The 12,818-nt window shown below is 63.8% G+C and carries 11 protein-coding genes; 1 reads left to right on the forward strand and 10 read right to left on the reverse strand.

Annotated features, from left to right (window positions below):
- Window positions 1–47 precede the first annotated feature (47 nt).
- The 5 genes from ACYQOP_RS00380 to ACYQOP_RS00400 all read right to left on the reverse strand — a co-directional run bounded on the left by ACYQOP_RS00380 (window position 48) and on the right by ACYQOP_RS00400 (window position 9,229).
- Window positions 48–3,842: a host specificity factor TipJ family phage tail protein gene (locus ACYQOP_RS00380; protein WP_461220666.1), complete on the reverse strand. Its 3,795-nt coding sequence runs from the start codon at window positions 3,840–3,842 to the stop codon at window positions 48–50.
- On the reverse strand, window positions 3,842–4,279 hold the full coding sequence (locus tag ACYQOP_RS00385) for an NlpC/P60 family protein (protein ID WP_461220667.1): 438 nt from the start codon (window positions 4,277–4,279) through the stop codon (window positions 3,842–3,844). The genes ACYQOP_RS00380 and ACYQOP_RS00385 overlap by 1 nt, the downstream gene beginning before the upstream one ends.
- Window positions 4,280–4,286: 7 nt before the next feature.
- Window positions 4,287–4,799 (reverse strand): hypothetical protein, encoded by a 513-nt coding sequence (locus ACYQOP_RS00390; protein WP_461220668.1) that lies wholly within the window; start codon window positions 4,797–4,799, stop codon window positions 4,287–4,289.
- Window positions 4,799–5,227, reverse strand: coding sequence for a hypothetical protein (locus tag ACYQOP_RS00395; protein ID WP_461220669.1), 429 nt, complete (start codon window positions 5,225–5,227; stop codon window positions 4,799–4,801). The genes ACYQOP_RS00390 and ACYQOP_RS00395 overlap by 1 nt, the downstream gene beginning before the upstream one ends.
- 354 nt (window positions 5,228–5,581) lie before the next feature.
- Entirely contained in the window at window positions 5,582–9,229 is a 3,648-nt protein-coding gene (locus tag ACYQOP_RS00400; RefSeq protein ID WP_461220670.1) for a phage tail length tape measure family protein, read from the reverse strand.
- A gap of 137 nt (window positions 9,230–9,366) precedes the next feature.
- Between ACYQOP_RS00400 and ACYQOP_RS00405 the strand changes: the two genes are divergently transcribed.
- Window positions 9,367–9,816, forward strand: a complete 450-nt coding sequence (locus ACYQOP_RS00405; protein WP_461220671.1) for a lysozyme inhibitor LprI family protein — start codon at window positions 9,367–9,369, stop codon at window positions 9,814–9,816.
- A 676-nt stretch (window positions 9,817–10,492) separates the two neighbouring features.
- Here ACYQOP_RS00405 and ACYQOP_RS00410 read toward each other — a convergent pair.
- The 5 genes from ACYQOP_RS00410 to ACYQOP_RS00430 are packed head-to-tail and all read right to left on the reverse strand — an operon-like array spanning window position 10,493 to window position 12,818.
- Entirely contained in the window at window positions 10,493–10,813 is a 321-nt protein-coding gene (locus ACYQOP_RS00410) for a phage tail assembly chaperone (protein ID WP_461220758.1), read from the reverse strand.
- 20 nt (window positions 10,814–10,833) lie between these two features.
- The gene (locus ACYQOP_RS00415; RefSeq protein WP_461220672.1) at window positions 10,834–11,244 is read right to left on the reverse strand and encodes a hypothetical protein; all 411 of its coding nucleotides are present in this window, start codon (window positions 11,242–11,244) and stop codon (window positions 10,834–10,836) included.
- Window positions 11,241–11,441, reverse strand: coding sequence for a hypothetical protein (locus ACYQOP_RS00420; RefSeq protein ID WP_461220674.1), 201 nt, complete (start codon window positions 11,439–11,441; stop codon window positions 11,241–11,243). The genes ACYQOP_RS00415 and ACYQOP_RS00420 overlap by 4 nt, the downstream gene beginning before the upstream one ends.
- Window positions 11,438–12,370, reverse strand: a complete 933-nt coding sequence (locus tag ACYQOP_RS00425; RefSeq protein WP_461220675.1) for a phage tail tube protein — start codon at window positions 12,368–12,370, stop codon at window positions 11,438–11,440. Before ACYQOP_RS00425 ends, ACYQOP_RS00420 begins: the two co-directional genes overlap by 4 nt.
- A 37-nt stretch (window positions 12,371–12,407) precedes the next feature.
- Window positions 12,408–12,818 (reverse strand): phage tail terminator-like protein, encoded by a 411-nt coding sequence (locus ACYQOP_RS00430; protein ID WP_461220677.1) that lies wholly within the window; start codon window positions 12,816–12,818, stop codon window positions 12,408–12,410.

Raw genomic sequence — 12,818 nt, forward strand, 5'->3', positions numbered from 1 at the left:
GCTGATCGTGGGATGGGATGGACGAGGGTGGTCGAGTAAGCGTGCCGCTAGGCGATGACAGCGATGGTGGCGGCCGAGACGAGGAAGCCCTTGGTGGTGTCACCGACGTAGGAGGTCGCGCTTGCATCGTCGGCGAAGAGCAAACGCATCTCTGCGCCCGTGGCCGCGATCGTGCCGGTAAGGGTGAGTAGCCACCAACCATCGGCGGTGAGCTTCGAGATCACCCCGGCGCCAGCCGTGACCAGAGCGCCCGACGTCGAGATCGCCGTGATGGTCCCGGCCGTAAGATCGAAGGTGAAGCGCACCGAAGAACCGAGGGATGTATCGTAGAGGTCAAGACGGCCCTTAGTCCGGCCGGATGCCTTGACGGCAAGGGCCGTGCGGACCCGGTTGCCGGACGTGAGACCGGTGACCGTGTTGGCGAAGCGGTGCGAACTGTTGGCGGTGCTCTCGGTCAGCAGGGTCGCCGCGCCACCATCCGGCCCGGTGCCACTAATGGTCGGCGTGGACAGGTTGGTCCGAACCCAGATCGCCGCATCCGTCAGGTCGTAGGGCTTCTGGCTGAGATTATTCGCCTGCATCAGGTTGAGGGCGGTCTTCGCCCCCGACGCCACCGCCGACGTGACCCCCGACCCGTTGAGCGCCCGGAGCCAGTAATTGTAGAGCCCGAGGTCGATCGGGGTGGTGGTCGTAAGGGCCTGGCTCGGGCCACCCGCGACGGGCGATCCGACGGCGACGGCATCGGCCGCGACCTTGCCGAACCCGATGGCCTGATAGACCTGGACTGCCTGAGCGTTGACAGAGACCGAGTTTTTGAAGGCGTGATCGACTGAGTAAGTGCCGGCACCGGACGAGGCAGCCGAGGTGTAGGTGGGCGCCGCCGGCGGATTGGCGTCGGCCACCGCCTTGATGGGCGAGCCGGCGGCCGGGATGTACGAACTGATGTCCGATCCCGCATCCGTGGAAAGCGCGCCCTCTACGGTGTAGGTCTCTCCGTCCGTCAGGGGCCCGGCCAGGATAGAAGTCCGGCTGGACGAGTTGAGCGGGATCGCGGTCCACGCCGTTGCGCCTGTCGCGCGGTAGCGGCCGATGAGGGACAGGTCATCCCGCGCGGGCGTATCGCAGGTGAGCCGGAGGAAGGCCGCGGTGGTCGAGCCGTTGATCGCGGAGCGCTCAATCGCAGCGACGAGATTGATGGGGGTGGTGGCATCAGAAGCGGCGACGGTGTGAAAGACGCTGGCGGTCCATTCGCCGGGCGTACCGCGGGCCGACACGGCCCTCGCTTGGATTTCGAGTGCATCGCCCTTGGTGTAGCCGGCGATGACGACCGCCCCGGCGCCGGAAGGCCGGCTCGTCGTGGTCCATGCCGTGACGCCAGCCTTGCGGGTCTGAACGTCGAAGGAGGCGAGCGGGACATAGCTGAGCGGGATCGCCTGCAACGACACGATGACCGGATAGGGATTGGCCGTCGTGACGGAGTCGAGAGCGAGCTTGCCCGATGCGATGCCTGTCACCATCGGAGCCAGCGGAACGTCCGGAATGCTCTGGGCCGGCCCGCCCGCGCGACCGCTCCAGGCCGGAGGCACATCGTTCGCCACCAGCGTCTCGATCTGAGGCGCGTGGTCTACAAGGGAAAGGCGGGCGGTGAAGTTCTCCATCGCCTCGACCCCTTTGACGGTGCAAGCCAGGGTTTCGCGCGTCGCCTCACCGAACATGGCGAGGTCATCGCGGGCCGGTGTGTCGCCCGTACCCGTCAAGGTGATGGTGTTGGTCGTGCCGGCGATCGTCTGGACCGGCTGGATGAGCGAGGCGCCGTCAGCGCGCCGGAACCGGCAGGCGTAGCTCTTTCCGGCTTCCATCGTCACAGGCTCGTCGAGCATCACCTTGTTGCCGACGACGGTGCGGACGCGCGCAGCAACCTGGTTGCGGTCGAGAACGTCATGTCCGAGCTCTACCCGATCGCCACGAGTGACGACGAGGCTCTCGAAGTCCTGGTTGACTGTGTAGCTGTGCGGCCGGTGGATCAGTTCGTACTGGCGCTTGCGGGTCTCCTTCCAGACCTGATCGGGGTTCGTGATGCCGGGGAGGTCCAGCTTCTCGAACACCTTCGGATCGCCAGAGAAGCCGGGCCACGGCACGATGCGCTCGGCCTGGGCGTAAGAGTTCGTCTCGTCGAGGAAGGTGACGCGGAAGGCGTCGGGGAACTGTGAGTAGGAGGTCTCCCCCTGGAAGCCCCAGGAATTGCGCGGCGTGATGTGCGCCGTAATAGTCGTCAACGCGCGATCGACGACGACGCCCCAACTCGTTCCGCTGTCATGCGGGCTCGCCCGGCCGGCGCCGGCGATGTCAGAGAGCACGTCGAGGACGGACGCCTCGTAGTCGTGAACGCGGTTGTAGAAGAGGCTGTTGGCGACACAGAATGCGTGCCACTCCTTCAGGGCATCGATCTCGTTCTGGGCGAGCGGGTAGGTGATCCCAGGCCCGTTCAGGACATAGCGAAACAGCGAGGCTGGGTTGCGGGTCTCTCGCGTGATGTAGGCGTTGGTCGCCGCATCCCAATCCGGGCAGAGCGTCTGCGCATCCGCGTTGAACTCGTCGAGCGTGCCATTCAGCTGTCCGGTGGCGCGGATGCGAACCGCCACGACCGCCAGGGGCTTGCCGAAGTTGATGGGGTACTCGGGGCGAAACGAGCGCAGCGCCGACCACACAGAGCGTCCAGTGCGCTGGATCTCCTTCTTCGAGAAATCCTGATCGGGGTTGTCGAAATCGCCGCTGTTGCGGGTCAGCTCAATCTCATAGCGACCGCGCTCAGGGAAGCTGAACGGGAAGGTCCGCGTAAAGGGCTTGCCTGAGAGCTTTGCCGTCACGGAGATGGGAGCAGCATTTGTCCAAGCCTCGGTGCCTGCCTTGCGATAGCGGGCGGCGAACTCAAGAGTGACGGCGACCTTTCTGCCGTCCTTGTCGACGCCGCCCAAGCCGCCCGGAAAGGTGAGGTCGATAGAGGCGTTCGCCGCGTCAGCCGCCGTGAACCGAGACTGCGGACCAGCGCCGATCCCCGCGAACTTCAGCTCAATCGAAAGAGCGCGCTCAATGACCTGATCCGGATAAAGCGTGACAGGCGCATCAGAGGCGTAGCCCTCTCGGACCTCGTACTGGACGTCCTTGTACTTCTCGATCGGAGTGTCGCCGATCCGGAAGTTCGTCAGGCGCAGCGGGCCATAGCCGAACGTGAAGAGCGCTCGGATGTAGCGCTCGTCGCCCACCGTCTCGGTGTAGGGCAGGCCAGCATAAACCGGGGCATAGCGCACCTTGCCGAGGATGAAGGGGATCACGCCGTCAGGGGTCGCTTGGTTGCGGATGCCTTGGATGGCGTAGGTCGGCGCGTCCTTTTTGTCGGTGCGCGACGGGATCAGGGCGTTAATGAGGAGCGTGCCGGCGACGAGGACGGTGGCCGAGATGGAGGCTGAGGCTAAAGCGGTCGTGGTCGCCGTGACGCCAATGTTGAGCGCACCGAGCAGCGTTGTAGCGTAGAATTGACCCGCCGCAATGGCCGCCACCGTGAGAGCGATCGTCAGTACGTTCTTGAATATGTCGCCCTGAGGGATGACGCGGATCAGGACGTGCATCCCTGGCTTCGGCTTCACCGAGCGCCAAAGGGCAGCGTCGACTGGATCGCCATTGACCGTTACACGAAGGCTGGTGATGCCGAACGCCTGCGCCTCGGGGAGCGCGCGCTCCACTAAGTCGGCCAGGGTCTGACCCGCGCCCATCGCGAACTCAATCCGCCCCCTAGACGGGTCGAGCAGGTGCGGAAGCGCGAGAACGCTGACAGGTGCGTTCATCAGGCGGCTTTCATGATCGTATCGAGAATGTGCGCCTTGTGCCCGTAGACCCCGCAGAGCCGCAAAGCCCACCGGCCCGTCGTGTAGTCAACGAGGCAACTGTCTTGATCCGTGTCGATGTGGAGCATCCGACCGGCGCCGACAGCGATGCCGACATGATGCGCGAGCCCAACACGGCGGAAGACCAGGATGTCGAACTCCGCAACGTCCGCAGCACCTATCTTAACCCACGGGCCAGCGGACGAGGTCGCCTCTGCGAAGATCGCGGCGACCTCAGCGCGCTCCTGAAGAGACGGAACCGCGGCGGCATAATCCGGCACCTCGATGCCGAGCTGCTCGGCGTAGACGAGGCGCGCGAGGCCCCAGCACGCGATACCGTCGCGCGTGAGACCGCCGACCTGCCAGGGCAGGCCTATGTAGCTGGCAGACCAGTGCATGAGGGGCCTATTGAAACAGCGAGGGGAACCGGCTGGACGTCATTCGGCCGTCTGGCATGGGTTCGGACGTGAAGGGCTCGCGGGAGATGTCGAGAGACACCTGCGCGGCGTCGTAGCTACCCCGCACGCCGCGGAGCTTGGTGAAACTGGCCTCTGTCACTTCTGGTGAGCGGGCAAGCACCACTTCAAGGTCGACGCTGGCATAGGTGCCCGGCGTAACGCCGCGGAGGACAGCCGCCATGTCCTTGTCGACGTTCTCAAATGTGAGTGTCGTCTTCGGCGGACTGTCTCTTTGGTCGTCAGGGAGCACCGCGCCGACGAGAACGAAGAGGTAATCGTTCCCGGCGTGCTTAGTGCCGTAAACCAGGGGCTCGACGGAAATTCGCGCCGTCGGATCGCTGGATAGGTAGACGGGCGAGGCAAGGCTTGGGTGACGGATCGTGACCAGGAGGACTGGGATTTGATCCGTGTTCCCCGCGTTCGCCGCGAGGCGTGCGTTGAGGGAGACGACGCGCCCCATTAGGACAGAACCGCGAGGTTGAAACTGAGGCTGTACTGCGCCGCGCCGAGGTTGTTCGCCGCCGGCCGGGCATCACCAAACATGCAGAGCCACCAATCCGTGTTCTTCAGGGGTGCGCCATCCGCGGTGTAGATGGGAGACCCATCCTCGGTGGTCAGCTGAACGTCGCCGCGGGTCTGGTCGAGGAACCAGAAAGGCAGCGTTCCCATTCCGGTCGTGACCTCCCAGAACGTGTCGAAGGCGTTCCACTGCTCGACGTTGATGCGCAGCGCGAGCGAAATCGGCTTGGGATCGGACGAGAAGCGACGCCGCATCTTCGGCGGGCCGCCTTCCATCTGCGTCCGCAATCTGCCATCCGAGGAACCCTCGGAATAGCCGTCACGGTTGGCCTTATCAGGAAGGCTCGCCGGCCAAACAGGAACCGCCATGAGAATGTCGCTCGCTCAAATCGCAGGGCTGTGCGCCGGCGCCACCTTCTTGTCGGCCTGCGTGCCGTCGATGGGCGACATGAGGTCGTCAGGCAGCAACAAGGTGGTGCTCTCGTCCACGAAGGCGCCTGAGCAACTTGCAGGGTGCATTTCTTCGGCGTGGTCGTCTGGTGACGCGCTACCAGCCTCCACTCAGAGAACTGAGGCCGGCTGGACCGTCCATTACACGGTGAACAACACGACCCTGGCGCTGGTAGACATTCTTCCTCAGGGCAAAGGAAGTGTTGCTACCTACGTGTCGCCCTACAATGCAGGCAGCAAGGGGCTCTACCTGCCAAAGGTCCAGGCCTGCGCTTAACGCCGCGCGACGCGACGCTGCCCGAGAGCCTGCTGACCCTGCGGGCTCCGGATGCCCTGAGCAGTGATCTCCGCGAAGGTGATCTCCGGCTTCCGACCGCCCCGCCCGTCATCGACCTCTTTAGTCTCGGCACGATAGCCGTCAGGGGGGATGATGTTCGGAGCGAAGACGATCTGCTGCGGAGCATTCGCCGGAGGTGCCATCCAAGTTGGCGCATTCCCGACATAGCCGCCGTCAGCCCATCCACGACGGTTCGTCCGCATGGCCTCCAGGCTTGCGACACCGATCCGAGCCGTAGCGGCGGCATCAAAGACGTACTCGCCCTTATGGACCGGGCCAGCGACCTCGTTCCGCCCGCCGGCGCCAGTGTAGCCGCCGCTGGCGAAGCCAGGGCCATAGAGAGCCGGATTTGAGGCTCCACGGGCACTCGCAGCCGCGATGTCGGTCCCGGCGCCTCCGCCGAGCCCGAGAGCATTAGCGATCATGCTGCCGAAGCCGCCACCGCTTCCACCCATGCCCGAACTGCCGAGCCCTGCGAACAGGTTCGACATCACGCTGTCTGCGGCCTTGGAGAGCAGCTTGTCGGCGAGGCGGCCGGTGATGGTCTCCAGGGACTTCGCGAGCGTCGTGCCCTGACGAAGATCCGTCAGCATCGAACTGAAAGCATCGGTGGCGAGGGACTTCGTTTCGCGGAGATTGTCGTTCAGGCGCAGCGCATCTGCCTCGACCGAGTCCAGGCCTAGCCCTGTGCCACGCAGCCGCGACGCCACGGATTGCTCTTGCTGGGTACGCCCCATCTGCGCCCGGTCGAACAGGGCCTCGCGACCGATGCGGCTGTTCTCTAAGTTCGCCTGCGCCTTGGCGTAAGCTTCCGCCGTCTCGATGATGACCTTGCGCTGCGTCTCCATCTCAGGCGTCAGCTGCGAGGCGGATGCCTTGAGGAGATCCTGGGAGGTGGCGAAGGTCCGGCCGAGATCGCCGGCCCGCTGCATGTCTTCGTTCAGCAGTTCCTGGATCTTCTGCCGGCGCGCCTCGGCCTCGGTGGTCTGATCTGTCAGGGTCGCCTGCTGACGAAGGGTGGCGACCTCCCTCTCCGAGGTCCGAATGGCGGGCGCGCCTTTAGTTATCACGCGCCCGGCATAGTCGATGACGTCGCCGGCCGTGCGTCCGCCGCCGATGATCGTCGGATTGGCGAGGGCTGCCTTGCGGCCGAGGATGGATTCTGCGCTCGTGCCTCGATCGGCCTTCAGAAGGTCCACCGCGCCCTGCGCGCCCGCGAAGTGCGCGAGGTAGAGGTTGCGGTCAGTGGTCGCGATACTCTGTTTCTCAAGGAAGCGAGAGTTCTGTTCAGTGAACAGGCGCAGCACTGCCACGCTGTCGTCGCGATCCGTCCGGCGGGAGAGGATTTCGCGATCCGACATGCCCGTGGCGCGGTCGGGGAAGGCCTGCTTGAACAGCGGCAGCCATGTTCCCTCAATGAACTGTCCGAGGCCCGTTGCCGTCGACAAGGGGTTCTTCGCGTCGGTCTTGCCGCCGCTCTCTACGAACATGGCGCGCTCCATATAGGAGCTGACGTTCTGCGAGCGTGTGGCCTGGGCCTCCGTCGTCTTCTTCAAACTATCAATCGCGAGATTGAGGTTCTCGGTCAGGCCCTCACGCTCCGTGAGAGGACGAAGCGCCGCATTCCGCTCCAAGGCAATCGCCTGAAGCTCGCGAGAGTCGAAGTTCGGATTGTTCATCCGCTCGTTGAAGGGCTGTGAGATGGTCTCACGCGTCGCGCCGGGCGCGATGTTGAGCGCGCGGATCTTCTCATCGTACTGGAAGCGAAGATCGGCGATCTGACGTTCGACGGGGTTTGCCCGATCGGTAGCAAGCTGATTTTCCGAACGCGCCTGGCGATTGGCGGCGGCAACCGCAGGACTGCCGAACCGCTCAATGTCCTCGCGCGTGCTGCGCGCCTGAGTGCTGAGCTGCTCGAAGGCCGTCCGAGCCTGCGCCAGCAAGCCCGTATCGAGCCCGAATTTTACCGGGTCCGAGATCGCCTTCCGAAGGGTCTCAACGCGGTTCTGCGTATCGTTGAAAGCGGCGTTGGTCGGATCGAGCTCGCGAACGATCCCTCCGATCTCACGGGACCGAGCAGCCGCGCCCGCCCGTGTCGCAGCCTCTTGCTGCCTACGCTGTTTCGCCAGAAGCTCGTCGAGTTTCCTCTGATCGGCAACCGGGTCTTGCCCGAAGATCCCGCCTGCTACGCGACCGATAGCGCTAGTCTGCAACTCACGAGACTCAGCGAGAACCTTTCGCGCAGCTTCGATCTGGTCTTCCAGCGAGCCGCCCGTGACGGCCTTGTCGATACGACGTCCGATTTCGTCCCAAATGTCAGAGATCGGCTGAAGCGCGGCGGCAGATATTCTGCCCCATGCCGTAGTCATGTCGGCCGCGTCGGTCAGGCTCGCCTTGTAGGCGTCGAACAGTACGCGCTGAGCACCGAGCCGATCGCCCTGTGCCTGTAGCCGCCGGATGGTCTCAGAGGTTCGATCGTTCAAAAATCCAAGCTGACTGTTCAGAGCCTCGGCGCCCTTGGCAGGATCGGCAAATGCCGCAGCCAGCGCCTTGTTCGCGTCGCTCAGATCCTGGCCGGTCGTTGCGGCGTAATCCTTTGCCGAGCCAATGAGGCCGACGTACATTTCAGTGCCGATCTTGCCAGTAGCGGCATACTCACCCGCCATCTGGCGGGCCGAGCGGATCGAAACATTGCCGGCCTCAGCCGCAGCGGGCGCCAGGGCATTGATTGCAGCGCCAGTCGCCTCCGAGGCGCGCCCGACACCCGCGAGATTGCGCTCAAGCTCCTTCTGCGAGGAGGAATAAGAGATCCATGCCGCGGCGCCAGTGAGCGCAAGGGCCGTCACGCCGCCAATAGCACCGCCGACCAATCCAATGCGGCCGAGGAAGCCAGAAGCCGCCTCCCCTGCCTGAGACAGGGCGCCTTTCACGCTCGCCCCGCCGGGGCCGGCGAACACCTGAGCGATCTGCGGCCCCTGCTGCATGGCGATCATGCCGAGGCCCGAGCCGCTCCCAAGCTGAGCGACGATGTCACCGCCCTGATAGAGGAGGTTCTGCGCTTGGTCGGCACGAAGTCGCCCGTTCTGGTTGGCTGCGGTTGGCGTTGCCATGCCCGGCCGCACCGGCACCGAACCATCCGAAGATAGGCCGGAAAGCCGCCCCACAGGGGTCATCGCCCGCGAAACAGCATCGCCGGCCGCGCCGAGGTTCTTCCACGCTGCTGCGGCACGATCCGCCGCGCTGGCAGACGCACCGAAGCGGGCCTGAAGCAGCCCGAGGGTCCGGTCGTAGGTGGCGGTATCGAGGGCGCCCTGCTGAAGGCCACGGCTCAGGGTGGCTGTCTGGCGCTCAAGTTGCTGCTGGGACCGGAAGGCCAAGTCGACCGAGGCGCGGACACGATCGGTGGCTGTGCTCACGGAGAGCATGCGGCGCGAGGCCGTCTCCGTGACGACAGCCGTACGCTCGGTGGCTTGCCCGAGATTGTCCTGAGCGGAGGCGGCGGCCTGGGCGTCGGCCTTGAACTTCTCCGCACCCTCGGAGATGTAGCTGACCTTGATGCTGCGGACGGTGTTCAGGGAAACCATACAGATCGTGCCTCCCTTTTATCGCGCTATCTAAGCATCTTTGTTAGGGCCGCCGGCCCCGTCATTAGACATGTTCGTCGTCAGCGAGACACACACGGAGTGTCGCGCCATGGCAGGCACAAATCGCAAGGTAAATAATGAAAAAGGCGCTTACTGTTTTCGTCCTGGTGTTGCTTACAGTGCCAGCTTTAGCAGAAAGAAAATCAGCTGGCGAAGACCTCAAACAGATTGAAAGTTATTGCTACAAATCTAATGCAAGCATGGCAGAGGGAAGAAATTGCCTTGCTAAACAAGCTGAACGTATACGGCGAGATGTCGAGAAATCTGCTCGGAAGAGACATTTTGAGATCGACGAAGTTGCCAAGCGCGTCCCAGCGGACGGCGGCATGAATGGAAAGGAGGATGCAGAGCGGTGGCGAGCGGCATTTACAAAAGAACAGCAAGCATGGAACGAGTACGAAAAACAACGGTGTGACAATGTCGTGAACTTCGAAAATGCAGGTGGCAGTGGCGCTGGCGGGAAAGCTACTGCTTGCTCTATCAGGCTTATGTTGGAACGAATCCGCGAGTTAGAGGATGGTTATTAGGCCCGCCCGCAACGACGGGCCTCTTAGGCGTAGACGTCGTGCGTGCGGTGCTAGGCCGGAGCGGTACGCTCGACGGCGGCGTGCTCTGGGCGACCCGCCGGGCTCACTAAGCCTACCCTGCCATCAACTTCTGCGGGATAACGATCCCACGCGAATCAGCGCGGTTGAGGACCGGACGTGGGTGTTATCTTCGGGATCATCGGCGTCGTTCTGATCTGGTCCGCCTGGAAAGCACGGAAGAAGCAGGCACCCAAACAACCCGAAGCGCACAAGCCCTGGAACCGCGGCGATACGGTGCTGGTCTCAGTGTTCCTGTTCCTCGCGGGCTTCGGGGTACTCGCTGCTCTCAAACCGCCCCGCCAGGATATTGATCCTGCCCCCGTTGCCCCGCTCGTGAGTGGCCCGTTACCTTCTGCGCCGGTGGCGTCAGTCCCCCTCAAGCAGGTTCCCGCTTACACCCCTCCCCGCCCCCTGACTGCTCCGAGGCAAACTGACGTGTTGCTTGTGGATGTGCGGCCTAACGTCGGGCCGCCTCAATCCATCGCCTCTGCAAGGGTGTCGACCCGCAGGGTTAGATCCACCCGTCGCGGTGATCGCAGCGGCTGTGGCTCACGAGGTGGGCCAGGGTATCGACTAGCGAACGGTCGGTGCGCCAGCTGGCGGCGCTGAACAGCGCTTACTTCTTCCTCCCCTCTTCCAGCTTTGCCGCCAAGAACCGGCGCCACTCGTCGTCCATGGCCCGGACCAACCGGCAGAAGCGGTCGAACTCTTCGATGCCGACAATGCCGGCCCGTTCAGCGTACCGATCCATGGACGTGAACTGGATTGGCCCTGGCGAGCCGAACCCTAGCTGGCGGTCACCCGAGAGGCGCCAGAAGGCGTCCCAGGCGAAGATCAAATGCTCTGGCAGGTCAGGACGGTCGATGAGCGCTTTTGGCTCAATCCCATCCTCTTCGGCCAGATCGGCCAGCCACTCGGCCCGCTCGCCCCACTCCAGCTGCCAGCGGAGGGCGGCGGTTAGTTTCCCTCAGCGTCCTCGACGCTGAGCGCGGCTTCGTTGGTGACGATGCTGGCTGCCTGCAGCACCGCCGAGCGGAACCGGGCATAGTCGGGATCTGTGAGGAGCGTGAGGGCCAAATCGGACGAGAACGGAACCGGCTGCCCGTCATCGCCGGTTAGCCCGCGCCAATCCTCTAGGACTGCCTCGTGGAGGCACTCCGAGATGATCCGATCCTGCGTTTCGTTGTCGAGCCCGCGGATCTTCTTCGCGCGCGGTACTGCCTCGACCTTCTTGTCTTGCAGGCGCCGGTACTCGGTGTTGCCGAGGCCGCGAACCTTCAACTCCAGACCATCCATATCCGGAAGGTCTTTGACCCACTGCCCCTGTTCCAGCTTGGCAGAGTCGGTTTTGAGGGCAGAGAGCTTCACGCGTTGGCGTCCTTCTTCGCGGGGGCGGCAGGCGCGGCCGGGACCGGCTTCGCCTCGATTTCCTTGGCCAGCCCCTTCTCGACGAGGAGGTCGGCGAACTCGTTGGACACCTCGGGCTCATCGCCCTTGGTGAAGCGCTTCTCGTCCTTGCCGTTCGGGTAGCCGTCGAACGTCTCGGTGATGCGGATGGTCTTCATGCGACAGCCCTCGTAATTTGCAGGGATGCGCCGGTGGTGGTGTCGAGCACGGCCCGGTAGGGAATGCTCACCATCACATCGTCGCTGTTACCGCCCGGCCGGCGCTCGCCGTTGCCGAGGATGATCTTGGGAAGCAAGAAGGTGTACTTCTGGTTCGCGGCGTTGCCGACCGTGAAGCTCAGCGCCGCGCTGCCGTGGTCCAGTACCTTCTGGTAAAGCTCATTGGTCTCGAAATAGCACTCCAGCGTGCCGGTGACCTCGCACATGCCGTAACCGAACGAGTCGCTGTAGAGATTGCCGACGACCGGACGGGTGCGCAGATTGTTGTTCACTTCCAGCGTGAGGCTGCGGACCTTCGCCGGATTGGTCAGTCCGGAAACCGTCAGGTTCGCGACATTGGCCGAAGCAGTCGAGATTGGCGTCGTTCCCGAAGCGGCGTAGGTCGAGCCGGTGACGATCGCAGTGTCCAGCAGCTCCTTCTGCGCCATGATGGTCGCAGAGCCGGTAATGGCCGCGCGTGCCGTGATGGCGAGGCTGAGCATGCTCACCATGGCGCCGGTAAAGCGCGAATAGGAACGCGCTGCGCCGCCGAGGTTGATCGTCTCCTCGAATGAGAACGACTTCACGTCGATGCCATTCTTTAGGACGTTGGTCGTCCAAGTGCCGAAGAGAGCGCCCTCCAGCATGTCGTCGAGGCTGCCGTAGCTCAGCTCGAAATTGTAGGCGCCGGACACGTCCTGGCCGAGCTGAAACTCGTCGCGGACGTTGCGATCCGACTGGATCTCGTCGGACATGCCAGTGGTCTTGTTCGTCCGAGGCCCGCCGCCGGTGGCGCGGAACGTCTTGAACGAGGGGGTTGCCGGGGTCACGCCATAGGTGGCCTCCGCGACATAGGCGATCCGTCGGCTAGAGCCGATTGCGATGGTCATGATTTGCTCCAGGGGTGAGGCGGAGAGCGATCAGCGCTCAGCCGAGGATGTCCGCTTGGTACGGAACCGCGATGGACAAGGTGAAGTACTTGCCGTTGTCGTTCCGGTCGTCGATCGCCGGAGAGGACGGGGCGAAGGTCTGGACCCCGCCGAATTCCTTGGCTCGGAAGATCGCAGCGATTTCATCGGCCCATTGCAGGCCGTCTGAGACGCCCTTGCCGCGCTTAGCGTTGATCTCGATGCGGAAGGCGCCTTCCTCACGGTAGACGTTCTCCCCCGGTGCTCCGACCGTCAGTTGATCGCCATTCGCGACGGGGTAGGACACCTGCAGGAACGGGCTGTTATCGACGGGCGTGTCGCCCACCGTGTTGAGGCCGACGACGGGGCACCGATCCCATTCCGCTGCGAGTTTGGCCTCCACGGCATCGACGACGAGCTTCAGCGGCAT

The sequence above is a fragment of the Methylobacterium sp. CM6247 genome, assembly GCF_054817925.1.

Excerpts from the sequence above, each read along its gene's own strand:
- ACYQOP_RS00380 (WP_461220666.1), bottom strand. The coding sequence starts at position 3,842 with ATGAACGCACCTGTCAGCGTTCTCGCGCTTCCGCACCTGCTCGACCCG.
- ACYQOP_RS00385 (WP_461220667.1), bottom strand. The coding sequence starts at position 4,279 with ATGCACTGGTCTGCCAGCTACATAGGCCTGCCCTGGCAGGTCGGCGGT.
- ACYQOP_RS00390 (WP_461220668.1), bottom strand. The coding sequence starts at position 4,799 with ATGGGGCGCGTCGTCTCCCTCAACGCACGCCTCGCGGCGAACGCGGGG.
- ACYQOP_RS00395 (WP_461220669.1), bottom strand. The coding sequence starts at position 5,227 with ATGGCGGTTCCTGTTTGGCCGGCGAGCCTTCCTGATAAGGCCAACCGT.
- ACYQOP_RS00400 (WP_461220670.1), bottom strand. The coding sequence starts at position 9,229 with ATGGTTTCCCTGAACACCGTCCGCAGCATCAAGGTCAGCTACATCTCC.
- ACYQOP_RS00405 (WP_461220671.1), top strand. The coding sequence starts at position 9,367 with ATGAAAAAGGCGCTTACTGTTTTCGTCCTGGTGTTGCTTACAGTGCCA.
- ACYQOP_RS00420 (WP_461220674.1), bottom strand. The coding sequence starts at position 11,441 with ATGAAGACCATCCGCATCACCGAGACGTTCGACGGCTACCCGAACGGC.
- ACYQOP_RS00425 (WP_461220675.1), bottom strand. The coding sequence starts at position 12,370 with ATGACCATCGCAATCGGCTCTAGCCGACGGATCGCCTATGTCGCGGAG.
- ACYQOP_RS00430 (WP_461220677.1), bottom strand. The coding sequence starts at position 12,818 with ATGCCGCTGAAGCTCGTCGTCGATGCCGTGGAGGCCAAACTCGCAGCG.